This is a genomic window from Psychrobacter sp. NZS113 (assembly GCF_015864825.1).
In the GTDB taxonomy this organism is placed as follows: domain Bacteria; phylum Pseudomonadota; class Gammaproteobacteria; order Pseudomonadales; family Moraxellaceae; genus Psychrobacter.
Window position 1 is genome coordinate 1 of record NZ_JADYWL010000011.1, and the last position, 25,546, is coordinate 25,546.

Below are 25,546 nucleotides of genomic sequence, written 5' to 3' on the forward strand. Positions count from 1 at the left end.
ATGTCGCCAAGCGCTAGGCTTGCGGTGACGGTGCTGTCTTTGTCCGTCGCGCCCGTTTGACTGATGGCGAAGACGATGCTGTCGCCTGCGCCTTCGGTGGCGCTATCACTCGTTGCGGCAATGCTCACCACAGGTATGGCGTCGCCGGCATCGATGATGGTGCCAGTGCCACTATCCGCCCCAATGGTTAAGCTGGTGGTTTCATTGTTCTCAAGGATGGCATCATTTGATGTCGGGTAGCTGACGGTAAAGTCGGTCACCCCAGCCGGGACGGTGATGGTGCCGGTGGCAGCGTCATAGGTGACGCCATTGCTAAAGAGGAGATCAGCAGGGTCGCTACTGTAATCATCGCCCTCTGTGGCGCTATTACCTGCCAAGTCAAAGTCATAGGTGACGTCGGCTTCGGTGACGCCATTGATGGTGACTTGGTGAACCAGATTGTCCCCTTCTGTGGCGCTGGCATTGCCCACGCTGACGGTCGGTTTGTCGCCCTCGTTGACGGTGCCGTCTGCCGCATCTTCATCGAAGATGGTGGCGCTGTCGGTGGCGGTGCCAATGCTGGCGTTGATCGGATTGCTGATCTCGAGCACCAAACTGTCTGATTGTTCATAAACCAAATCATCGACTACAGTAAAGGTAATGGCTGGCGCAGACGTGCTGCCCGCTGGGATGGTGACCTGAATACCTTCATCAAGGAATGTCTGAATATCTGTTACATTATCTAGAAATATAACCTTACCATTAATATCGGTATAGCTGATTGATGCAATATCAGCCGCTTCTATTGTGCTATCCGCTAACTTGACATCTACAGTCGTAGGAAATTCGCTTAAGTTGTTCTGAGATACTTCAAATACCAAACCATTACTAACACCTTCAATGGCTTCCGCTTTAGTCGCTGCGATATCAACCACTGGTTTGTCGCCACCCAAAGCTGGATTATTAGGATCCACAGGTGTACTGCCGTCAGTAGTGCCATCATCATAGATGATCGTACTTACCGTGTCATTATCAGTACTAATAGTTGCTGTTCCTGATGTGACTGCAACGATCTTAACGGTAAAGTCCTCTGGACCTTCAAACACATTATCATCAGTGATCGTTACAGTAACATCCACTGAGGTTTGTCCTGCTGGGATAGTAATATCTTGTGTCACAGGCGTTGTATAATCAGCTGATCCTTCAGTACTTCCATCACTAATAGTAACAGTAATAATCGTATCTTCAGTGCTCGGATTACTTAAGCTAACGGTATAGGTCGCTTCATTTGCACTACCATCAGCAGCAGTTTCACTCAAGGTTTTAGTCCCACTAATGCTCACAACTGGGGTGTCATCACCTACCGATGGATCAGTAGGATCAACTGGTATGCTACCGTCAGTAGTACCATTATCATAAATAGTAGTTGTAACACTATTATTATCTGGTCCAACAGAGGCTGTACCGGATATGACTTCAGTTACCATAACTATAAAGTCTTCTGGGCCTTCAAACAGATTGTCATCCGTAATCGGTACAGTGACATTCGCTGACGTTTGACCTGCTGGGATAGTGATTGTTTGAGTTATAGGTGCTGTATAGTCCTCGCTACCTTCGGTGCTACCGCCACCAATCGTAACAGTGACCACAGTGTCTTGATTGCTTAGTTTGCTAAGATTAATCGTATAGGTTGCTTCATTCGAGCTGCCATCAACAGTCGTTTCGTTCAAGCTCTCGGTGCCTGTGATACTAACTATTAATGGATAGTCTGCGGTAATGGTCGCTTGATTCGACTGCAAGCCATTGGTGTCAGATACTATATAGTCAACTGGGGTTGGATCAGTGATAAATCCTGACTCTGGTGTAAAGCTAACCTTTCCTGTCGTAGGATCAACTTCCCAAGTGCCTTCACCATCTACTACTAAGCTGGTGACTTCATCACCGGTAACAGGGTCGATTAATTTTACGGTCGTTGGGTCTAAGTCATTTTCAGTATCACTATCATTTGCCACGACATCGATAGTGATTGACTGACCTGTTTCACCAAAGACAGTGTCATCTTCAGCAATAGGAGAAGTTTGTGGATAGTCAATAACGATGGTCGCTTGATTCGACTGCAAGCCATTGGTGTCAGATACTATATAGTCAACTGGTGTTGGATCAGCGGTAAAACCTGACTCTGGTGTAAAGCTAACCTCTCCTGTCATAAGGTCAACTTGCCAAGTACCTTCACCATCTACTACTAAGCTGGTGACTTCATCACCGGTAACAGGGTCGATTAATTTTACGGTCGTTGGGTCTAGGTCATTTTCAGGATCGCTATCATTTGCCACGACATCGATAATGATTGACTGACCTGTTTCACCAAAGACAGTGTCATCTTCAGCAACAGGAGCATTATCATTATCATCACTACCACCGCCACTGATACACGCAATCAAACCTGCCAATCCAAGTCCTGCAGCGGCAGGTATCCACCAAGGTATAGCCACTGCAATATATTCTTCACCGCCAAGCGCCTGTCCTTCTACATCACCGATTTCTAACTGAGTCACATAATCGTAGGTTTCGCCAGTGTCAGGAATGTAATAATAGTACTCACCATCCTCAGCAACACCGACTAAAGCACTGTCTGAAGTATCATAGAAGCCTTCTATAATCAGATCGCTGTCTACCCCTTCTTCTTCGAATGAGACATGCAAGTCGTTTTTTAGGCGCTTAGTGATGATATGGTTAGGGGCATGGCCAATCGCTGTGTCAAAAAACTCATAGTTCACTTTGTCAGTGGCTGCGATAACTGTCGGTATACCGTCTTTAGTAACGACCGGTACTTGGCTGATAGTTTGAGTGGCATCATTAATTTTAATTATAATAGTATTCATTTTTTTACCCTTGATTTTAAATATATTGGCTAAATTTCTTTATATCAGGCAACCTTAGCTACCAAAGTAAAATAAAATTATCGATGACGCACATCTTCTTCTACGACAGCTATCACACGGCGATTTAGCTGACGACCCTCTACAGTATCATTGCTGGCTCTTGGCTGTGTCTCTCCGTAACCAATCGCGCTTAAACGCTCAGCTTTGATGTTAAATTTTGAAATCAAACGCGCTTTGACAGCATCGACTCGGCGCTGTGATAATGCTTGGTTATAGCTATCACTACTGCGACTGTCAGTATGACCTTCAATGGTCGCTATTGTATTTGGGTATTGCACCATAAACTCTGCCAATTCAGCTATTTTTGTATCATATTCAGGCCGTACGATCGCTTTGTCAGTCTCAAACAATACTTCAAGATCAATTGTCATCTTTTCGGCCAATACGGCAGGTTGCTCCACGACTGGCGGCAGCTTTACTGGCGGTGTAGTAGCAATCACTGGTACAGGACAGTTTGGTACGACACGACTGATTTGATGCGTTTGATAACGCTTATTTTCTAGCAGTGGTAATGCGCTATCTGTCGTTATTTGATTGAGCGAACCTTGGCCATTTTCATCCATATCTACATAAAAAAAGTATGTTTGACCACCAACCAGCTCGTAATCTTTTTGCTCGGCCAACAGATTATTGTCTTTAAAACCAGTTGCATGAGCACTTATTTGGTTTGTACCCACACAAGAATTGACCGCTGTATAATTACCAGGATGCAAACTGACTTGAAATCTATTATTAATCGCAATATTGGCACTGGTTTGCTCCGGATCATTATCACTTTTGCGCACAAATATCAGTCGAACTTCATCACTCGCGACTTGTTTCGCCAATACAGTACTGATATCACTGTCAATTTGATTATTCCATACAACCCTATCAACACGGCGAGTATCTCCATTATTATCGAGGCGGCTGTTAGCCGTTGTGGTCGCACAAGCAGTCACTCCTAGCAGCGTGGTTACTAGCGCTACTTCGACGATGACTTTTTTGAAAAATTTACTCATGATAACTTCCTAAATAACAATTTATTGAGCTATTGTTGATTAATATATGGCGTTTTTGAATTAATTGCTGTATAAAAGATATATTCCTTAATATGAATATAGTTATTTATTAATAATTTATTGGTGGCCTTTGCCTTCGCAGAGCGTTTTTTAGATGGTGTAAAAGGCTAATGTCTATACTGATAATTCGATCAGACTTCATAAATATTATATAGATGTAGGTATAACCCATATAGTTTGTCAATGTCAAAAAAATCAAGCACATACACGATAAGTGGCGTATATTCTATGACCAGCTACCATTATATATGGTTATCTGATGTCAATTCCGTAGGTACTTATGCCAAAGTCTAGATACCAATAGCATAACAGCAAAAATCAAGCCAAACCTGTTTCTACATCTTATTCTATAAAAAGTTCTGACGCCAAATTTCACCACGCTCGTAACTGCTATAGTTGAATTCAAATAATTTCGATACAAGGAAATCAAGTGCAAGTTATACATTATTACGCTTAGCGAGGATGATGTAACGGATTTGACTATATGTTACGTTAAAACAAGGCAGTATGTCGCTTTATCTCTCCTTATGTAATACCTCTTATTCTTCTTCAAAAATCTATGACTTCCCTTCAAACAGCTTACTTAATTTAAGTGCTCTCATAACCTAAGAATCATACTACTCCATACTGATGAGATTACCTCGATTTGGTTTTCTTACTTACGAGATAGTATATACCTGATCCTACCTAACTGATGCGCAGTCGTGGATATACTGCATGGTTGTCTACTATTTTTTAGACCACTGCTATCTTGAATTTCATACTTCCGTTTTACCTATTCTTAACCATGATAGATTCCTATCGATACGATGAAATCAATCGAGTTTGAGTTCTATGCTTTTTTCAGCATCACTTAAAACGGTAGTAACACAATATTCAGCATTCCCTCTCACGGTCACAAACACGTTGACACATATACAGATTGACGTCACAATATTGTAAATATAAATGGTTATCAATAACATCTAAGGCCTGTCTGACTTTTCTTGCCTACCTTCTTCTATTCCACGTATATCTATATATCTTCTGCTGTCTTGATAAGATACCGCCGAATATCATTCAGAGAAGTGCAATAAATAACGTTAGCAACTCTCAATTTATAGTCTGCAATGATTAAAACTTACTTGTATATTTACGATAAAAGTCAGGCTTTGCCTAACAATCCTTTTCTCCCATCACACATACAATTATTATCATAACGAGCCATTATGTCTTCACGCACTACCGCTTCTTTGTACCATATGATTTGGACGCATTATCGCCTGCCTTTTCTCAAAGTTATCCTGCTTAATTTGGTAAATGCGGCTGTCAGTGTGGGCATCATTGCGTATATAAACCATACCTTTATCAGCCAGCCTGTTTTTGCTACTTTGTCATTACTTAGCTTAGGCTATTTTTCCGCCTTGATTGCACTACTATTAATCACTACTTTTTTATCACAGTATGCGTTGACACGTCTGGGCCATCAGTTTGTGTACGAGCTCAGAACAAAACTGGTCAAACAAATTATAGATACCAAAGTGCCGCAGATAGATCACTTAGGTAGTGCACGATTAATTGCCAGCTTATCTTCAGACATCCAGTCTATTACGACTGCCTTTGTACGCATGCCAGAATTGGTACAAGGCGTTATATTATCTGCGGGTGTTGCCCTTTATTTAGGATGGTTGTCACTTCCACTATTGTTTATCATCATGTTTTGGATTGTGATGACAATCTGGATAAGCACCATTTTAGTCAAGCATGTGTATACTCATTTGATAGAGCTCAGAGCGATTAATGATTTTTTATATCAAGATTATCAATCCATTATAGAAGGTCGTAAGGAGCTTGCGCTCAATCAGTACCGCGCTGAAAAGTTATATGCAGATGAATTTTTATCCCATGCTAAGTCATACCAAAAAACCGTTATTAAATCTGATACCTTTCACTTATCTGCTGTGAACTGGTCCAATATCATGATGTTTGCCTCGATTGGTGTGGTGTTTGCGGTATCGAATTATCTGAATATACCGATGGGCGTCGCAACCACCTTTTCCTTAACCATTCTATTTATGCAATCACCCATTCTGCACGCGGTTGGTGCGTATCCAACCCTACAGACTGCCCAAGTAGCACTAGACAAAATACAGTCTCTAGATCTGGCTGACTACCAAGCAGAATTTATGACTGATCGCGTGGCAAAAGACTGGCACTCTATCTCACTGACTGACGTTAGTTATCGCTATAGCGGTATCAATACGCAGACACAAAATCTAGCTGTTGACGTAAATAACCCTGATGATATCTTGAAGTCGGTCAATCTTACCGTGAGACGTGGCGATGTAGTGTTCTTAATCGGCGCTAATGGTAGCGGTAAGTCTACCCTCGCCAAAATCATTACGGGGATTTTCACCCCTACCACAGGCTCTGTACACGTAGATCAAGACAACATTGATTCAGAGAATAATGCCGATTATAGACAGCTGTTTTCTGCTATTTTTAGTGATCAGTATCTGTTTAAGCAGCTAATTGGCAATCAAGGAAATCAGCCTGATGCGGCACTGGTATCTGACTGGCTACTTAAGCTCAATCTACAAGACAAAGTAAGCGTGGCTGACCATCAGCTCTCTACAGACAAGCTATCTCAAGGTCAACGTAAACGATTGGCCATGCTACTCTCTGTCGCCGAACAGAAAGATATTTTATTGCTTGATGAGTGGGCCGCTGACCAAGACCCTGCTTTTCGCCGTGTGTTCTATCAAACGCTAATACCTGAGCTAAAAGCACTGGGCAAAACACTGTTTATTATCAGTCATGACGACAGCTATTTTGAACACGCTGACCGGTTATTATTGATGAAAGAAGGCCGATTGATTGAATTGAATGCCGAAGAACGACAGCGCGCCAGTACCGATGCAATCGCCATGTTGCAATGAGTATGACTTGTTATAGATGAAGACGGTCACGAAAAAAAATGGGGCGACTTATGATAAGTCGCCCCATTATGGTAGAAAGAATCACGCTATAGCTATAGTCGGTGAAATACTAAACCGCTACGGCGTTACCCTCCTTAGATGTACTACTTGTACAATCTGTAGTCGGCTGCCTTGTACCCATTTTGGCGTTCTTTGACTATATATGAATCCAAAGTATCTAGACACTTGAAAACTCGTCTAAGCCGTTTGCTTATTTTAATAATTTCTGTAAAAAAGCACTACGAGATATCACCAAAAAGTCTAACAGTGCAATGACAACGATTGCGATAATGGCTGTCGGAAATATCATCGCGATTATCAGTAAAGGAATAGCAAGCGGCCACCAAATAGAAAAACGCTGACCACTTGCTGGCGGGTTTAACCCACTACTCTCATTGGTATTGCTAGGGCGACGTTGCCACCACATGATATAGCCGCTCACACTAATTACGATAACAAACAGACAAAACAAGATATTGGCCATCACGCTCCACCATCCGAGCGTACCCATGTGAATAGCAATACCTGCCGCCATAAACTTACCAAAGGCATTATAGTCGTCGTAATGGATATCAGCTAAGACATTGCCTGAATAGCGATCGATATGTACTGTGCGATCAGCGGTTGGACTCGTCATATCATAACTCATCGAGTCTTGACTGAGGGTCCAAACCCCAGTTTCACCTTGTGGCAGGTTCAACTGATAACGGCCTACAAATCCAATTTCACGAGCGTAGCGGTCTACCGTATCGATCATAATAGGTATGTTAGGCGCGATACCATCCTTACCCATCGTCGTACCTGATACTGGCATCGGCGTCAGCTCCAGCACCCAAGGAACTTCCTTAGTGTCGCCCGAGTTTAAGACACTGCCGTGCGTGGGTGCTTCAGTATGTGTTTCAGATGCTGCCGCACCATGGACGTGAGGTGCAGCCATTGACTCCTGCATCGCAGTGCTGTGTTGGCTATGATCAATTGATACCGGCATAGGAGCAACGCCCCATTTACCTGCAGGAAACTGACTCCATGCTTGTACCATTCTTTCGCCCCACACACCTGCCCACGCCATACCTGATATACAGAAAAACAGCAGCAGGATCGATATCCAACTCCCCAATGTCGCATGAATAGTACGGATAAAAGAGCGTTTTTTCTTGTTGGCTACCACCTCGTTAGGTATCAGCATGGCCTTAACTGATTTGCGTTTTTGCCACCAGAGATACCAACCCGATAAAATCATCAAGATGGTCAATGAGGCAGCCGTTTCTAGCAGATAATCTCCTGCTTTACCGATGAGCAAATCACTATGAATATTATTAAACGTATCATAAAGACCGCTGCTAGCAGGTGCGCTATTGACGACATCAGCTGTATAGGGGTTCACTGCCACCATATTGGTCTGGCCTTCTGACTGCACCTGAAACAAAGCAACGGTCTCTGCGTCACGGGGTGCAATATATTTGATCAATGCGCTATCAGGTAAAGTACCGAGCGCGTTTTTGGCTTGTATAGACACTGGTGCTTGGACAGTCGACTCTGGAATCATGACAGTTAAGCGATCGTTATCTCTACCTGCTGTGTTGGACATAAACAGCATACCCAGTGCGGTGACCGCCAAAACAATCAAAAAAGGCGCGACAAACATGCCAGCATAGAAATGCCAGCGCCATACCGTAAAATAACGCTGCGTGTTAGGTGACCGACTGCTGTCTCTGTTCATAAATACGACCTTTGATAATCTCTGATTGCCCAAGTAACAACATAAATCTATTCATAATGTAATATCGGCTGCATCATACGAGAAAACCCCTGAAAAAACCACTACCCCTCTAGTCACATATCAATAATATTAGGGTGTTTTAAACATTCAGAACCGAGCCTAATATTTCTAGAATATGTTAATTGTAACTTTTTAATGATAACAATAATCATTAGTGTTATTATTATTTCCGTATTTATCTCCCTAAATTTGAATCCAACATATTCAACGAATATTATTGAACAGGAAATATGATGCGGCTTCCTCTAACCTCTGAATCTATCCGAAAAAAACATCTGGCCATAGCAGTACAAATTGGCTTAGCAATGAGCATCAGTCATATCGCTTATGCTGAGTCAGCTGATACTGAGGGCACGCTAAGCAATACTCAAACAGAAAATTCTGAGACAGCGACACCATCAACGACCTTAGATACGATTACTGTCTATGCCGATAGTTACCGCAGTACAGGCACAAAAACCGCATTAGACCCTGATGATGCACCGATGAGCTATACCAGAATCGATCAAGACCTATTGCAAAAACGCCAAGCTGACAGTGTCAACGCTGCATTACGTTATGAGCCTGGTGTCAGCTCTGAGAGTCGCGGCACGGTATCTATCTTTGATGAGTACAGAGTCCGTGGCTTTAAGACTTTATCGAATTTTTATGATGGATTGCGACTGCCTTACGATGGTGCTTGGAACCTTATGCCGCAAGTAGACATCTATGCGACGGAAGCCGTAGAAGTCGTGAAAGGGCCAGCCTCTTCCCTGTATGGTTATACAGCCCCTGGTGGTATGGTCAATCAAATTGCCAAGACACCCAAAAGCACTCAAGAAACTGAAGTACAGCTACGACTAGGTACTCAAAACCTAAAAGAAGTGGCCATCGATACAACCGGGACGCTCACAGACAGCTTAAATTATCGTTTTGTGGCATTAAAACGCAAAAAAGACGGCCAGATGGAGACCACGGAAGAAGAGCGCACCCTGCTCAACCCATCGCTTGAATGGCAAGCGACAGACAATGTGTCCGTACTTGCTAATCTATTTTATCAAGATGATCCAGACATGGTGCCCTCTACTCCACTGCCTTCGGTAGGTACTGTCTATAACGCCAGTTACGGCAAGTTGGATAGCGATGCCTATGCGGGTGACGAATGGAATAAATTTAGCAAAGAAGTGTTTATGCCGAGTGTCACCGTAAACTGGGACATCAATGACCAACTAACCTTTAAGCACATACTGCGCTATACCGATGCTGAGGCAGAGCAACGCAATATGTATAATAGTGGAGGGTTTGTCAGCGGTAGTGATACGATATTGAACCGTGTGGCCTATACCACTGATGAAACCATGAAAAACTGGACCACAGACAACCAGTTGGCTTATAAATTCGATACAGCCAATACCTCGCACAATTTATTATTTGGTGTCGAGTATCAAGAGACGGATAGCACTGCCGCGTACTATGATGCTGGCGCGGATGGTACGCCAAACCTTGACTTGTCTGACCCTGATTTCTCTCAAATCAATACCGACACGCTGCCATTAGATGTCTACAGTCAATATGAAGACATCGAACAGAGCCAGCTTGGTTTTTATGTGCAAGATGAGATGAAATGGCAAGACTGGACAGTGGTTGCAGGCTTACGACATGATAAATTTAAGAGCATCACCGATCAAACCAAAGCCTCGGCGGGTGTGATGTATAGCGACAAAACCATTAATAATGATGCGTCAGAAACCAGTGGTCGTCTGGCTGCTATTTATGTTTTCGATAACGGTCTATCGCCTTATGCGAGCTACTCACAATCGTTCCAGCCAGTCGTTGGCAGTAACTTCGTGACCGATGAGCCATTTAAGCCTACGACGGCTGACCAACTAGAAGCCGGTATTAAATATCTCTCGACAGATGGCGGAACCAAGGGAACACTGGCAGTATTCGATATTAAACAACAAAATGTCGTGGTGTCAGATTACGTCAACTATAGAAGTCAAACCCAAACGGGTGAGATTGCGTCTAAAGGATTTGAAGTATCCGGCAGTCATATGCTCAATGACTGGGTGGATGTCGCGGCGAGCTACAGCTATACCGATGCTGAGATTACAGAAGATGAGTTCAACCCTGATGTGGTCGGTAACACGCCAGCGCAAACAGCGAAACATAAAGCCACGCTATGGACAGACTACTACGCCACAGATAAGCTGACGCTCAATGCGGGTGTTCGCTATGAAGGCGGCATGCAGATCGATAAACAAAATTCAGATAAGTTGCCAAGCGTGACATTGGTAGATATCGGTGGCAATTATAAAATTAATCCTATGCTCACTGTCGGTGCCAGTATCAACAACCTCTTTGATAAAACCTACGTCGGTTCTTGTTATGACATCAATAACTGCTGGATGGGACCAGAGCGCCAGATGACAGTCAGTCTAAAGGCCAATTTTTAATCACAAAAAACTGGCTATTGTAATAATAGCCAGTTTTTATTAAATGATAGAAAGTATAAGATGCACATTTACAACACCAAGGTAGAAAATAAGGCAGAAAATTATGCAGATAGATAAACAAAATTCAGACGAGCTACCAAGCGTGACACTGGTAGATATTGGCGGCAGCTATCAAGTCAACCCGACGCTCACTGTCGGTGCTAGTGTGAATAATCTGTTTGATAAAACCTATGTTAGCTCCTGTTACGACAGCAATAACTGCTGGATGGGACCCGAGCGTCAAATAACAGTCAGTGTAAAAGCCAATTTCTAATCATAAAAAACTGGCTATTGTCATAATAGCCAGTTTTTATCAAATGATAGATGAAAGTATAGGGTGCATATTTATAACACCAAGGTAGAAAATAAGACAGAAAATTCAGGTGGCTTGGTCAATTGCCAATCACAGACCAATCACTTGTATTAGATGTCCTCTCTTAACATATACCGTGGCGCCTTCTAACCCTGCTTTTATTTTCGACTGCTCACCTACTGGTAGACGTATCCAACTATCTCGTTGATATACCTTATCACCATCTAATAGGCTGCCCTCTACAACCAGTAACTCTGCACCGCCTGCACCTACACCACTAATGATATCTTCGTCGAATAATACGTCGCCTGCTGTGAGACGTTGCAAACTCACCTGCTCACCATCATCAGAAAAAAGCGCACAGACATCACGATTGCCTTGGCGTGTCCAATTGCCATCATCGTGAGTATCAATAGCAACATAGCGGTCTTCATCAGACGGCATCTGTCTGAGCTTCACAAAGATCACCGCACCTTCGTCACTATAAGGGGTGTGACCTGATGACGGTGGGTTACGCAAATACCAGCCTGCTGGATAGTGCTTGTCATCTGCAGAAAACGTACCTGACAATACCAAAATCTCTTCACCACCTGGATGCAAGTGATGCGGAAAATAAGAATTAGGCGCGTAACGCACCAGACTGGTGGCTCGGGCTTTCTCTTCGCCAACGCGATCTAGCATGATACGCTCTACACCACTCTGCGGTGAGTTTACCCATTGTTGGTCTTCAACTGCAAGTGCGGCGCGACTAGAGAAATCTGCATTAATAAGCATAAGATTATGTCCAAAAATAGTAGTGTGCAAGGCAACTAAATACTCTCTTATAAAGTATCTGGCATCATTTATTGAGCCTTATTCATAATTATCAATCATTTTTTAAGAATCATTAGAGATAGATAACAAATGCACCAGTTTTATAAGACGCCCCGACCTTTATTGCACTTATCGCACTAAAATGACTGGCGACAATGTACTGGCAATAATCTCTGTTGTCGTACTACCGAGAAACAGTTGCTGCAATTTAGAGTGACCGTAAGCACCCACGACCATGATATCGATGTTATTTTCCGTTTGAAAAGCCAACAAACCATTGACCGCATCAGCCGCTGACAAATGATGAGCGGCCACAATAAACCCAGCTGCTTCTAATTGTGCTGCTGCGGCACTCAAGCTCTGCTTAGCGGCATCATTGTGGCTTCCTATCATGACGATATGACCTTGCAGCCCTTTTAGCACTGGGCTTCTTGCAACCATCCATGCTGCTTTGATAGCGGTTTTGCTACCATCAAAAGCGATCATGTACGAGCTTGGCGCTTTGAATGTCTCTGAGCAAATCAATATAGGAACATCGGATGCACGGGCGACTGTTTCGATTTGACTACCGATATTGATACGACTGTTTTTGTGATCTTCTCCGCGTCGACCCATGACAATGGCACGATTTTCTGTTTTAAAATGCTCAATGGCAGGTAGCAGCTTGCCGCGGCGTTGATAGATGCGGATAGCGACATCACCGAAATCACTTTGGATGTGGCTTTTTGCATCTTGAACCAAGGCATTACTATAACTATTGACCACCTTCGCCCTTTGCTCATCCATCTGGGTCAGTTCCTCTAACAAAAACTGACGACTGTTCACCCCTATCGCGCCCGACAGATCGCGTCTGGTCGATGCAGGAACCTCACTGACATGCAACAAGCCAACAGGTAAATTTAACTTACTGGCGTACCATGCTGCATAGTCACAAACCGATTCAGTCACTGCTGAACCATCAATACAAGCTAAAACGTGCTGTGATGTTGTCATAATATGTCCTTAATTTTAATTATTTAGGGCGTGTCCTCATTTTAAAAATGGTGATAAAAATGAGATATATTGCCGTCAAACAAGGAAAATAGCGCAGATAATATCGAGATATTAGTCAGCTATTTGACGATGTTTGGCAAGATTTAGCCATTTTTAGCCCATTTAGATGACTATCGAGTGAATTGAGGATAGGCCCTAGTTCCATATGGCGTCCAATGCTCATTCTAAATGCTCTGAGAGAATCCTTCCCATTACTTCGATAGTAACCAATTTGGCTGACTTCATCCAGTGATGTGTGCCTGCCTCTACAATAATCTTTATTCTGCTGTCTGTAGCGTTGCGCAAGATTTAAAAATGCATGACTTTACCGCATCAACAAAGTCTTGTCATCGTCTAACAACATGCCCTAACAAATTTTGCTACAATGTATTTTTTAGCATTTGTGATTTAAATATCGTTATTTAGGTGATGGAATTATGGCAAAAAATGCCCTACAGGCTCAACTACTCAAAGCGGGATTGGTTGATAGCAAAAAAGCCAATAAAATCAGCAAGCAGAATCAGCATGCTAAGCGTACTGGTGACTCAGAAAGTTTAGAGGCCAAAAAAGCATTGGCAGATGCGCAAGCAAAAAAACTAGAGAAAGATCAGCAGCTCAATCAAGAAAAACAACGCGCTTTAGAAGAAAAGGCACTCAAGGCCAATATTATACAAATGATTAAGCAGCATCAAATCACTGATATCAGTGGTGATGTCAGCTATCAGTTTGTCGATGGTTCTAAAGTCAAAAAAATCTCTATTACCCAAAAACTATATGACCAAATCGTCGCCGGTCATGTCGTCATTGCGCGATTAGAAGAAGGCTATGCATTACTTCCCCGTCCATTAGCAGATCGTATAGACTCAAAAATGGAAGGCTTCATGGTCGTATCAAACGATACATCAGAAGACGTGCTGGCAGAAGATGACCCTTACGCCGCCTATGTGATTCCAGATGATTTGATGTGGTAACCAATCAGTATTTGTAAGACTTGCTTTGTTAACTTAGATACCCTTTGTAGAATACTTAGTTCTACAAAGGGTTTTTTATTGTATAGAAAATAATCACCTTTAAGCTAGCGTTACAGGTTTTATAGAAAAAGGTAACAAATCGCCATAACCCTGCCATACGTGGCAATGCGAACTTGAACAACCATTCAATAACAACTACAATGCGATTTCTTGACCTCTCTAGTGCTTAGGTTTGCTTGAAATTGAGCAATCACTCAAGAATTGAATACATTTTGACTTTTACTAATCATATAACAAAAGCCAATTTCGGCACCCTACTCATCAAGAATTTTTGAAAAGGCTTTCAAAATTTCTCAAAAAGAGATTTCTCATGCCAAAACATTTACCACTTTCGCTCTTATTGCTTCGACTTGGTGTCTTCACTGTCTTTTTATTTTGGACGCTTGATAAATTTATCAATCCTGACCATGCCGCAGGCGTTATGTCTAAGTTTTATGGAATGGAAAATATGGGTGATTCCATATTCTATGTTATGGGCGCTGTTCAGTTGATACTCATCATACTGTTTGTCGTCGGGTTATTTAAAACTTGGACCTATGGTATTGTTCTGCTGGCTCATGCTGGCTCAACTTTTGCGACCTTTTCTTTATATCTAGAACCATTTGATAACCTGTTGTTTTTTGCCGCATGGCCAATGCTAGCAGCATGTATCGCTCTCTTCTTGATGAGAGACTGGGATACATTGACACTAGGCAAACGAACCGTGGGCAAAACCGTTCCCTTGGCATAGCTATAAACAGAGTCTATCGTTTGACTATGGTCAAATCTAAATAAATTCAGTACCAGCAATCCAAGCGAGACCGTACAGGTGGTACGTCAAATGCAGGTGTTGCCGTAGCAAAGCTATAGAGGTTAAACGGTGCAATAATATAAATGCTAGCTAAAGCGGTACAAGCTATATATTATTAAAACTAACAACTTAGCTGTTTTATTGCAGGTAAACGAATAGATTATTCAACAATTCAATGTAATTGCCACCATCACTAAAACAGCAAAAGTTTTTTGATCATAGTTTTAATTATAGAAATATGACTATGAATGAAACCTTTGCTTTACTATCAGGCCGAATCTTTCATGATTAAGAGAATATTTCTAATACTGTTAATAGTGCTATTAGCAGTGGGGTTCTTCTACTTTGACCTCAACCAACTGTTGACGCTTGAGGGCTTAAAAGGCTCGATGGCGCAGTTCAACGACTATAAAGCAGAATCACCGTTACTGATTATCGGTGGATTCTTTTTACTATATGTTGTTGTTACTGCTCTCTCACTACCTGGCGCTGCTATCTTAACGCTAGCATCTGGGGCTCTATTTGGTCTATTTCAGGGCTTAGTCATTGCCTCATTTGCATCAAGTATTGGCGCGACACTTTCGTTTTTAGCATCACGTTATTTACTACGCGATACCATCAAACAGCGTTTTCCTGAACGCCTTGCCGCTATCGACGCTGGCGTCGAAAAAGAAGGTGGCTTTTACTTATTCACATTACGTTTAGTGCCTGTATTTCCCTTCTTTTTAATCAATTTGCTCATGGGTGTGACCGCCATTAAGTCATGGACCTACTACTGGGTAAGCCAAATAGGTATGCTGGCGGGTACTTTTGTATTCGTTAATGCGGGTACGCAACTTGCTCAAATAGAAAGCTTGTCAGGTATTTTATCGCTCAATCTAATTTTATCGTTCGCTTTATTGGGCATATTCCCGCTTATTGCTAAAGGAATTTTAAACGTGTTCAAAAAACGTCGTGTCTATAAAAACTACTCAAAGCCCAAACAGTTCGACCGTAACATGATTGTGATTGGTGCGGGTGCTGGCGGCTTGGTAACGAGCTATATTGCTGCTGCTGTTAAAGCAAAAGTAACGTTAATCGAAGCTGGTGAAATGGGCGGTGATTGCTTAAACTATGGTTGTGTCCCAAGTAAAGCCGTGATTAAAAGTGCAAAAATCGCAGATCAAATTCGCCATGGTGAAAACTACGGCCTTGAAAATGCGTCTCCGCAGTTCTCGTTCAAAAAAGTCATGGCACGTGTACATGATGTCGTGGCTGAGATTGCACCGCATGACAGTGTTGAGCGTTATACCGATTTGGGCGTCGATGTAGTAAAAGGCTATGCCAAGCTCATCGATCCATGGACGGTAGAAATCGCACTAAATGATGGTGGCACACAAAAACTAACTGCGCGTACTATCGTTATTGCAACTGGTGCACGCCCATTTGTACCGCCATTACCTGGTATTGAAGAAACGGGCTACGTGACCAGCGATACCATATGGAACAAGTTTGCAGAACTAGACGAAGCGCCTAAAAAGCTGGTCGTACTGGGCGGTGGCCCTATCGGTAGTGAATTGGCGCAGAGTTTTGCACGCTTAGGCTCAAGTGTGACTCAAATTGAGATGAGTGAGCGCATCATGATCAAAGAAGATCTTGAAGTGTCTACCTTTGCACACCAAGCGCTGGTTGAGAGCGGCGTAAATATTTTGACCTCACATCAAGCATTGCGCTGTGAAGCTCGCGATGGCAAAAAGTATATTGTCGTTAAACACAACGATACTGAAATCGATATAGAGTATGACGAGCTATTGTGTGCTGTTGGTCGAAGCGCTCGCCTTACTGGTTACGGCCTTGAAGATTTGGGTATCGAAACCAACCGTACCATCGTCACCAACGAATACTTAGAAACGCTGTATCCTAATATTTTTGCAGCAGGTGATATCGTAGGTCCGTATCAGTTTACTCATGTCGCATCCCATCAGGGTTGGTACGCCGCAGTGAACGGCTTGTTTGGCAATCTGAAAAAGTTCAAAGTAGATTACCGTGTGATTCCGTGGACCACGTTTATCGATCCAGAAGTCGCTCGTGTGGGCTTAAATGAGCAAGACGCGATAGATAAAGGTATTGAGTACGAGATTACTCGCTTTGAGTTTAAAGAGCTGGACCGTGCCATTACTGACAGCGCAGCTAAAGGATTTATCAAAGTCATTACCCCTAAAGGGAAAGATAAAATACTTGGCGTGACCATCGTATCTGAACATGCTGGTGATTTGATTGCTGAGTTTGTATTAGCGATGAAACACGGCCTAGGACTGAACAAAATACTTGGTACGATTCATAGCTACCCGACTTGGGCGGAAGGCAACAAGTATGTGGCTGGAGAATGGAAACGTGACCATGCCCCTCAGCGCGTATTAAGCTGGCTAGAAAAATACCATACTTGGCGTCGAGGTTAGCCCATCAATGCACGTTCTTAAATCCTTGCCAGCATTAAAAAACGTCATGCGCTATAGCTCTTATGCTATGGCGTTAAGCGTTTGTATTGGTATCTCTGCCAGCACTGCCTCCCCTAATATAGGCAGCAGTGGTGGCAAGGAGTCACTTTGGCAGCAGGTTGAATCTCAGGGTAAAAATCAAGACGTTTACTTCTACGCGTGGGGCGGCGACCCTCAAATCAATGCCTATTTACAGTGGGTAGCCAAGCAAGTTGATGATAAACACAACATCAACTTGGTCCATGTCAAACTCACAGATACCAGCGAAGCCGTCAGTCGAGTATTGGCAGAAAAATCAGCCAATAACAATGATCAAGGTAGCGTGGACCTCATATGGATTAATGGCGCAAACTTCGCCACCATGAGCGAGAATTCACTATTGCTTAAACAGTGGGCAAACAAGCTGCCTAATTTTGCCCTCACTGACCCTGATAACAACCCTGCTGTTACCTTTGATTTTGGTGTACCGACCAATGGTATGGAAGCACCATGGGGACAAGCATCACTGACTTTTTATTACGATAATCTATCCGTCAAAAAGCCACCCACTACCTTAAAAGAACTAACGACTTGGACAAAACAAAATCCCGGGCGCTTTAGCTATCCAAAACCACCTGACTTTTTAGGCATGAGCTTTTTGAAATACGCCTTGGTCATGCTGCATGAGCAACACGATGCCGATACTGGCGAGAATACTAGCGCTCAGCTCAACATGCCTGTCACTGAACAGAATAAAGCGATTGTCCTCGACCCACTATGGGAATTCTTGGATGACTTACATCCGACGCTTTGGCGCAGGGGTGAGCAGTTTGTACAAACGGGTGCGCAAATGCGTCGGTTGGTCGATGATACCGAACTTAGTTTAGCGTTCAGCTTTTCAGCCCCTGAAGTTCCAGCAGCTGTGCAGCGTTATGACTTACCTGAAAGTATTCGTAGCTATGCGATGAGCGATGGTAGCTTGAGTAATACTCACTTTGTGGCCATTCCTTATAATGCCAGCCATCCACAAGCAGCACAGCTCGTCGCTAACTTTTTGATGAGTCCAGAGGCACAAGCCAAAAAACAAACGCCTTCTGTATGGGGTGACAAAACCGTACTCGTCCAGTCTACCCTCACCTCTGAGCAGCAAGCCTTGTTTAAAACCAACAAACCCCATCCTAGCGCACTGCCGTTTGATAGTATTACACGCACAGTGAGCGAGCCACACCCAAGTTGGGTTGAAGCAATCATGAAAGGCTGGCAAGCACGCTACGGGGTTCGCCCATGAATAAAGATTTGAATGACAAGGCCGCTCAAAGCAGTGTCAATAAAAATGATATAAATAAAGGCAGCGTCAATAATTGTACGGCAATTGCCACTCCTTATAAAAAAGACCTATTTACGCGCATTGCCATATCTAGTCCAAAGCTTTTATTGCTGATACTGGTGCTACCGGTACTCGGCGGACTGATTAGTGTGCTATTGCCTGCGTTTAGCTGGGTGCCCGCGCTTGACCAGACGACCATCAGTCTACAAGGGTTCAAAGATCTTTGGATGACGCCAGGTCTTACCCAGATGGTGGCGCTTAGCCTGGCAACTGGACTCATCAGTACTCTGCTCGCTTTTGTCATGACACTTATGATACTGGCAGCGTTTTTCAATAGTGTTTGGCTCACGCGTATCGAGCATTTGCTAAGCCCCATTTTAGTGATTCCTCATGCCGCAGCGGCGATTGCCGTTGGTTTTCTCATTGCGCCTTCTGGTATGTTTTCACGATTAATTTCACCATGGTTAAGCGGTTGGGAAATGTCACCAGAGGGGATATTTCCTCATGACCCCTACGGTATCAGTATCATTCTGGGCTTGACGTTGAAAGAACTGCCTTTTTTATTATTAATCGCATTGGGTGCTTTGGCACAACCAGAGCTTGGTAAAAAACTGCGTCAACAGTATAAAGTCGCATTAAATCTGGGTTATTACCCGATTGCCGCCTTTTTTAAATCGGTATTTCCTCTGCTATATCCATTGCTGCGTTTGCCGATTTTGGCAGTGCTTGCCTATGCCAGTGCCAGCGTAGAGATGCCATTGATATTGGGCCCGAATACACCGCCCACACTTGCAGTCACTATCATGCAATGGTTCAATGACGTGGACCTGAATTTACGTATAAAAGCATCAGCAGGGGCACTATTACAGCTGGCATTGACGGGTGGCTTGATCGCTTTATGGCTTGGCGGTGAGCAAATAGTAAAAATACTATTCTGTAGCTCACTAACCAATGGTAAACGCAATTATGGAGATGCTGTCTGTCAGAGAATCACGGCCACTATGACTACTGTGGTCATTGGCTTTATTTTCATGTCACTCATTGGTCTTGCCATGTGGTCAGTGGCTGGGTTTTGGCGGTTTCCAGACGCTTTGCCAGAACAGTTTGTATTGCTACATTTCCAAAGCGCCTTTATGCAAATGGGTACGCCACTCTTTAATACCATTGCTATCGGCCTAGTGAGCACACTCTTTGCTATTGTACTCACATTATTATGTTTGGAAGCCGAGCAATTAAGTGCAAAGCGACTTTCAAACTTTACCAGCTTAATCATTTACTTGCCGCTGCTGGTGCCTAGCATCGCTTTCTTGTTTGGCTTGGTTTGGCTACAGCAGTTGGTTAATAACCAAGCGGCGTTTTTTAATGTGGCATTTACACATTTATTATTTGTACTGCCCTATGTGTTTTTATCGCTGGCTAGCAGCTATCGACGCTTAGACCCACGTTTTGCGAATGTGGCAGCAAGCTTAGGTTCGACACCTATAAAAGTGTTTTTTCAGGTTAAACTACCACAACTGTTTACGCCCATTTTGATTGCCGTTGCACTGGGCCTAGCGATCAGCTTCGGCCAATATTTACCGACGTTATTGGCAGGTGGCGGACGTATTGCAACCATCACTACAGAAGCCGTGACACTCGCGAATGGGGCCAGTAGGCGCACTAGTGCGGTCTATGCCATCATCCAAATGGCACTACCGCTGATTGGTTTTATACTGGCAAGTCTGCTCCCTAAATATATTTTTAGAAGTGGCAAAAACAACACTCATTAACACGCCCTACATAAGCCAATAATGACAATACGAATAAAGGGGTTTTGATGTCACCATCTTTAGAGATAAGAAACTTAGAGCTATATCGAGAAGACACGCGTCTACTAGGCATAGATGAGCAAATTTTTGGCGGTGATATACTCACCGTTATGGGGCCATCTGGTAGTGGTAAATCGAGCTTTTTGAACTGGCTAACAGGTACATTGCCCAGCGGTTTCCATGCCACGGGCGAAGCTTGGTTAAATGATGAAAACGTGTGCCAACTTCCGCCGCATTTACGCCATATTGGGGTGCTGTATCAAGACCCTTTGCTGTTTTCACATTTATCCGTTGCCGGAAATATCGCCTTTGCTATGCCCAAAGGTAATAAAAAACAGCGTTTAGAAAAAATCGAACAAGCATTAGAGCAAGTTGGATTGGCAGGCATGGGTAGTCGACATCCTGATAACTTATCAGGGGGACAGCAAGCACGAATCGCCCTACTACGAACCTTGATGAGTGAGCCAAAAGCCATATTGCTCGATGAGCCATTTAGTAAGTTGGACACACAGCTTAGAGTCGATACACGTCAGTTGGTATTTGAGCAAATTCGCACGTTCAAACTGCCTGCGATTATGGTGACGCATGACCATAGCGATGCCGAAGCAGCAGGCGGCAAAGTTATTCATTTAACCTGATTGTCTTAGACATCAACGCGATTTACAGAAGGCCATTCGCATGCTCGACAAATTTATCACGCCCATCATCAAACCAATACTGACCTCTGTGGTTGTCGTACTGCATAAGCGCGGTGTCACAGCAGATCAACTCACGATGATGGGGTTTTTGATTGGCATGCTAGCCTTACCATTACTCGCGTTTGAGTTTTGGTATGGGGCGCTTGCAGCCATTGCAGTGAATCGCGTTTTTGATGGTCTGGATGGTGCTCTGGCTCGACATGCCAACCAAAGCTCAAGCGCTGGTGGCTATTTGGACATTACGCTCGATTTTTTATTTTATGCAGCCATACCGCTTGGCTTTATTTTGGCAAATCCTGAACAAAACGCCATTGCAGGCTCGATATTATTAGCCACTTTCATTGGTACTGGCTCAAGCTTTTTGGCATTTGCCATTGCAGCAGAAAAGTTCAATCTGGACAAGCCGCAGTTTAAGTACAAGAGTTTCTACTATCTAAACGGCCTGACTGAAGGAACCGAAACCATCGCGCTGTTTGTGGCGTTTTGTCTTTGGCCGCAGCACTTCTCACTCCTTGCTGGTATCTTTGCGACTGCTTGTGCCGTCACAATATTCACCCGCATCCATGGGGGCTACCATACACTCAAACAGCTAGAGACTGACGTTCATCAAAAACCATATCCATAAAAACAGTGAAGAGTTAACCAATGACAAATGAAGTATGGTGGAGACTTGGCGTTTTTTTTAGCGTCTTAGTCATCATGATGATGCTTGAATGGCGTATGCCTGCACGTAAATCCCCAATCAAAAGTAGTAAACGCTGGTTTGCTAACTTTAGCTTGGTGGTTGCAGCTTCTATTGTCACACGGTTGGCCGTACCTATTGGTCTGACAGCTGTAGCGCTATACAACCAACAGCATGGTATCGGCTTATTTAATATCATTGAATTACCAAGTATTGTAGTCATCATACTGAGCTTGCTATTGCTTGACATCGTTATCTATTGGCAGCATCGACTGTTTCATCGCGTCCCTATTCTATGGCGCTTACATAGAGTACATCATGCCGATGCGCACATTGATACCAGTACGGGGCTGAGATTTCATCCTATAGAAATCTTATTGAGCATTGTAGTGAAGCTTATTGCTGTCACCTTGTTGGGGGTGCCTGCAATCGCCGTGCTGATTTTTGAGATTGCCCTAAATGGACTGGCGATGTTCAATCACGCCAATATTCGCCTAGCACCTGCGATCGAAAAGCCCTTGCGCTTAATATTGATGACCCAGATTTTGCATCGTATCCACCACAGTAAACGTGTGAGCGAGACCAATTCAAACTACGGTTTTAGCGTTATTTGGTGGGACAAGCTGTTTGGCAGCTATAAGAGTGAGGCCAAAAAATCTGATCATGAGTTGGATATTGGTCTAAAAGAGTATCCATTACCCGAGCAAAATGCATCGTTATGGAATTTGCTCATCATGCCATTCAAAGATAAACCTCCCAAAGGTAAGCCTTCTAAAAGCAAGTAAACTTATCGGTCAATCGTAAAATGACCAAACTCACCTGTGACCTTATCTAAAATTCACTTTTAGGTAGGGTAAATTTTTTAATATCTATTGTGTTTGTAAACCCTTATCTATCAAAGCCTTCACAATCATTACTTTATTAACCCGTTCTAAATGTAAACGAAATTTACAAATAACTTGAGCAATCGTTCAAATAATATTTGAACGATTGCTCAAAATGAATTATAGTGGTTGTAGTTGTTAAGCGACTCACGAAAATATCATTTATTAATATGAGTGTTCGCTCAAATAAATGTTTGTTTCTTTAGTCACTTGCACACTTACTTTACAACAATTTATTAATAATGAATAAAAGGTTTTAATATGACTGATTTTACTCTACACGACAAAGACACAGCCCCAGCAGAAAGCAAAGACTTACTTGATTCTTCTATCAAAGCATTTGGTATGGTACCTAACCTACACGCTGTAATGGCTGAAGCACCTGGCTTGCTCGAAGGCTATCAACGTCTACATCAACTGTTTTTAGACAGCAGCTTTGATGATGAAGAAACCACTGTGGTATGGCAAACTATCAACGTTGAACATGCTTGCCATTACTGTGTACCTGCACATACTGGTATTGCTAAGAGCATGAAAGTAGATGACGCTATCACTGATGCATTACGTGATGAAACGCCACTACCAACTGAAAAATTGGAAGCATTGCGTACCTTCACACTATCTGTAGTCCGTAATCGTGGTAACGTTGATGACAGCGCTGTTCAAGCGTTTTTAGATGCAGGCTACACTAAGCGTCAAATATTAGAAGTTATCTTGGCTGCTGCGCAAAAAGTCATGAGTAACTATACTAACCATTTGGCCAACACGCCAATCGACAAGCCTTTCCAAAAGTTCGAATGGCATAAAGCATAAAATTGTCTAATTATATAAAAAGATAAAGGGCTGTCCTAGATTATCTAATTTAGGATAGCTTCTTATATATAATATAGAAAAAGACAATTTATATAAGCATACAATAAGGAGCCGCTATGAGTGATTCACAAAAACCATTACGAATAGATATTGTGTCGGATGTGGTCTGTCCTTGGTGTGCTATCGGCTATAGTCAATTAGCCGAGGCATTAAAACAAACCAACACGCCGCACGAGATTCACTGGCACCCATTTGAGTTAAATCCTAATACGCCGCACGAAGGACGAAACTATCGTGAGCATATTATGGAGAAATACGGTACAACTGCTGAGGACATTAAAGAGAACCGAGCTAGAATGACAGCAGCAGGTGCAGAAGCTGGGTTTAATTTTCAGTTTACCGATGAGTTTCGTACTTACAATACTTTTAATACGCATCAGTTGCTGTATTGGGCCGATCAGCAAGGACGTATGCACGACCTAAAACAAGCATTGTTCGTCGCACACTTCGTCGATAATAAAAACGTAGCTGACAGTACCGTACTCGCAAATGTCGCAGCAGATATCGGATTGGATCGCAGCGAAGCATTAGCGGTCTTAGAAGAGCAGCGTTTTGCTACAGCAGTAGAAAAAGAAAAACAACACTGGCAGCAAAAAGGCATTCAAAGTGTGCCATCTATGGTTTTCAATGAGCGTCACCTCATCAGCGGTGCTCAAGGTATTGAAAATTATAAGAGCATTTTGCAACAATTGGCTGACATGCCAGACTAATTCATTTGAATGATGGTTGGTTTTATAACATTAAGAGTTGTAGAGGAATTGTGTAGCCCGAGACTATACAGTTCCTCTACAACTCTTTTTTATGGTGCTAACTTCTAATGATATTAGTTTTTAATAGTATAAAGATTAAACAGTAGCATGTTCATCGATACGTAGCGCTTCTATAGAGAGTGCCATATCTTCAGCCAATGCATGTACTGCTGCACTGTCTACATCACGCTGTGCAAAAGCTCGCAGCCCCATCACTTCGGCCTGTAAACGGCGTGCTAATCTTAGCGGATCTAGCTCGCTATCCATCTCCCCCAACCGCTGCGCTTCGGTAAAGTAACCGACAAAACGTGTCTCCATACCTGCCAGCAGCATCTCTACTTTTTGTAGTGCCGCTTGCTCACGGGCACCCAGTTCTAGCAAGCTTTTGACTAGCATACACGCTCGACTCGGTAGCTCTTTGTCACGAATACCACCAAGCTGACGTAAGTAAGCTGCCAATCCCAATAAGGGAGATGGCTGCTGACTCAATATCCGTTCAAGCTCAGTCAACCCTGAACGAGCATAATAGTCTAAAGCTTCTTGGAACAAGCCATCTTTACTACCAAACGCGGCATAAATACTGCCCGGACGCATATCAAGCGCCAATTCTATGTCTTTTAAGGAGGTAGCATGAAAACCCTTTTGCCAAAAAAGCTTTAAGGCGCGTTCTAAGGAATCATGACGATTATAAAGTGCGGTACGTGACATATTTTTTCCATTACACAAGCAATGGCTTATATATACATAGCCATAGCAATAAATTTGAATGATTGTTCAATTTTATCCCGAATGGTGGTTCTAGTCTAGTAAAGTTACTTTACGCAATGAAACTTATGGTAACTATTAGCGATAGATTTAGGACTGACCTTAGGGTGGTATCAGTCCTTTCTATATAGT

Annotated in this window: 19 protein-coding genes; 13 read left to right on the forward strand and 6 right to left on the reverse strand. The window is 43.1% G+C overall.

Annotation, left to right across the window (positions count from 1 at the left end; all coding sequences use genetic code 11):
* Positions 1 to 2,861, reverse strand: a 2,861-nt coding sequence (locus tag I6E61_RS13510) for a Calx-beta domain-containing protein (protein WP_197135230.1), incomplete at its 3' end; no start/stop codon positions are given.
* A 77-nt stretch (positions 2,862 to 2,938) separates the two neighbouring features.
* Positions 2,939 to 3,922, reverse strand: a complete 984-nt coding sequence (locus I6E61_RS13515) for an OmpA family protein (protein WP_197135231.1) — start codon at positions 3,920 to 3,922, stop codon at positions 2,939 to 2,941.
* Positions 3,923 to 5,190: 1,268 nt separating this feature from the next.
* Between I6E61_RS13515 and I6E61_RS13520 the strand changes: the two genes are divergently transcribed.
* On the forward strand, positions 5,191 to 6,900 hold the full coding sequence (locus I6E61_RS13520) for a multidrug ABC transporter permease/ATP-binding protein (protein WP_197135232.1): 1,710 nt from the start codon (positions 5,191 to 5,193) through the stop codon (positions 6,898 to 6,900).
* A gap of 250 nt (positions 6,901 to 7,150) precedes the next feature.
* On the opposite strand, the gene I6E61_RS13525 is transcribed toward I6E61_RS13520, so the two are convergent.
* Positions 7,151 to 8,659, reverse strand: a complete 1,509-nt coding sequence (locus I6E61_RS13525) for a PepSY domain-containing protein (RefSeq protein ID WP_197135233.1) — start codon at positions 8,657 to 8,659, stop codon at positions 7,151 to 7,153.
* Positions 8,660 to 8,949: 290 nt separating this feature from the next.
* Between I6E61_RS13525 and I6E61_RS13530 the strand changes: the two genes are divergently transcribed.
* A complete protein-coding gene (locus tag I6E61_RS13530; RefSeq protein ID WP_227685945.1) occupies positions 8,950 to 11,154 on the forward strand; it encodes a TonB-dependent siderophore receptor in 2,205 nt (734 codons plus the stop codon).
* 103 nt (positions 11,155 to 11,257) lie between these two features.
* The gene (locus I6E61_RS13535; RefSeq protein ID WP_197135234.1) at positions 11,258 to 11,467 is read left to right on the forward strand and encodes a TonB-dependent receptor; all 210 of its coding nucleotides are present in this window, start codon (positions 11,258 to 11,260) and stop codon (positions 11,465 to 11,467) included.
* A 129-nt stretch (positions 11,468 to 11,596) separates the two neighbouring features.
* On the opposite strand, the gene I6E61_RS13540 is transcribed toward I6E61_RS13535, so the two are convergent.
* The gene (locus tag I6E61_RS13540) at positions 11,597 to 12,280 is read right to left on the reverse strand and encodes a cupin domain-containing protein (protein ID WP_197135235.1); all 684 of its coding nucleotides are present in this window, start codon (positions 12,278 to 12,280) and stop codon (positions 11,597 to 11,599) included.
* A gap of 168 nt (positions 12,281 to 12,448) precedes the next feature.
* Complete coding sequence (locus I6E61_RS13545) at positions 12,449 to 13,312, reverse strand: universal stress protein (RefSeq protein ID WP_197135236.1); 864 nt, start codon at positions 13,310 to 13,312, stop codon at positions 12,449 to 12,451.
* Between the two features lie 476 nt (positions 13,313 to 13,788).
* On the opposite strand from I6E61_RS13545, the gene I6E61_RS13550 reads away from it, so the two are divergent.
* The 10 genes from I6E61_RS13550 (at position 13,789) to I6E61_RS13595 (ending at position 24,610) form a co-directional block, all read left to right on the forward strand.
* A complete protein-coding gene (locus I6E61_RS13550) occupies positions 13,789 to 14,322 on the forward strand; it encodes a DUF2058 domain-containing protein (protein WP_110922836.1) in 534 nt (177 codons plus the stop codon).
* Between the two features lie 370 nt (positions 14,323 to 14,692).
* Entirely contained in the window at positions 14,693 to 15,112 is a 420-nt protein-coding gene (locus I6E61_RS13555; RefSeq protein ID WP_197135237.1) for a hypothetical protein, read from the forward strand.
* Between the two features lie 344 nt (positions 15,113 to 15,456).
* Positions 15,457 to 17,610: an FAD-dependent oxidoreductase gene (locus I6E61_RS13560; protein ID WP_197135238.1), complete on the forward strand. Its 2,154-nt coding sequence runs from the start codon at positions 15,457 to 15,459 to the stop codon at positions 17,608 to 17,610.
* A 7-nt stretch (positions 17,611 to 17,617) separates the two neighbouring features.
* Positions 17,618 to 18,916, forward strand: a complete 1,299-nt coding sequence (locus tag I6E61_RS13565; protein WP_197135239.1) for an ABC transporter substrate-binding protein — start codon at positions 17,618 to 17,620, stop codon at positions 18,914 to 18,916.
* Positions 18,913 to 20,724: an ABC transporter permease gene (locus I6E61_RS13570; protein WP_194196787.1), complete on the forward strand. Its 1,812-nt coding sequence runs from the start codon at positions 18,913 to 18,915 to the stop codon at positions 20,722 to 20,724. The genes I6E61_RS13565 and I6E61_RS13570 overlap by 4 nt, the downstream gene beginning before the upstream one ends.
* A 47-nt stretch (positions 20,725 to 20,771) precedes the next feature.
* Positions 20,772 to 21,401, forward strand: a complete 630-nt coding sequence (locus I6E61_RS13575) for an ATP-binding cassette domain-containing protein (protein ID WP_110922831.1) — start codon at positions 20,772 to 20,774, stop codon at positions 21,399 to 21,401.
* A 40-nt stretch (positions 21,402 to 21,441) separates the two neighbouring features.
* A complete protein-coding gene (locus tag I6E61_RS13580) occupies positions 21,442 to 22,086 on the forward strand; it encodes a CDP-alcohol phosphatidyltransferase family protein (protein WP_194196788.1) in 645 nt (214 codons plus the stop codon).
* 20 nt (positions 22,087 to 22,106) lie between these two features.
* The gene (locus I6E61_RS13585; protein ID WP_197135240.1) at positions 22,107 to 22,928 is read left to right on the forward strand and encodes a sterol desaturase family protein; all 822 of its coding nucleotides are present in this window, start codon (positions 22,107 to 22,109) and stop codon (positions 22,926 to 22,928) included.
* 360 nt (positions 22,929 to 23,288) lie between these two features.
* The gene (locus I6E61_RS13590) at positions 23,289 to 23,840 is read left to right on the forward strand and encodes a carboxymuconolactone decarboxylase family protein (protein ID WP_197135241.1); all 552 of its coding nucleotides are present in this window, start codon (positions 23,289 to 23,291) and stop codon (positions 23,838 to 23,840) included.
* A 116-nt stretch (positions 23,841 to 23,956) separates the two neighbouring features.
* Positions 23,957 to 24,610: a DsbA family protein gene (locus I6E61_RS13595; RefSeq protein ID WP_197135242.1), complete on the forward strand. Its 654-nt coding sequence runs from the start codon at positions 23,957 to 23,959 to the stop codon at positions 24,608 to 24,610.
* A 135-nt stretch (positions 24,611 to 24,745) separates the two neighbouring features.
* Here the strand turns inward: I6E61_RS13595 and I6E61_RS13600 are convergent, their stop codons facing one another.
* Complete coding sequence (locus tag I6E61_RS13600) at positions 24,746 to 25,357, reverse strand: TetR/AcrR family transcriptional regulator (RefSeq protein ID WP_194196792.1); 612 nt, start codon at positions 25,355 to 25,357, stop codon at positions 24,746 to 24,748.
* Positions 25,358 to 25,546 lie beyond the last annotated feature (189 nt).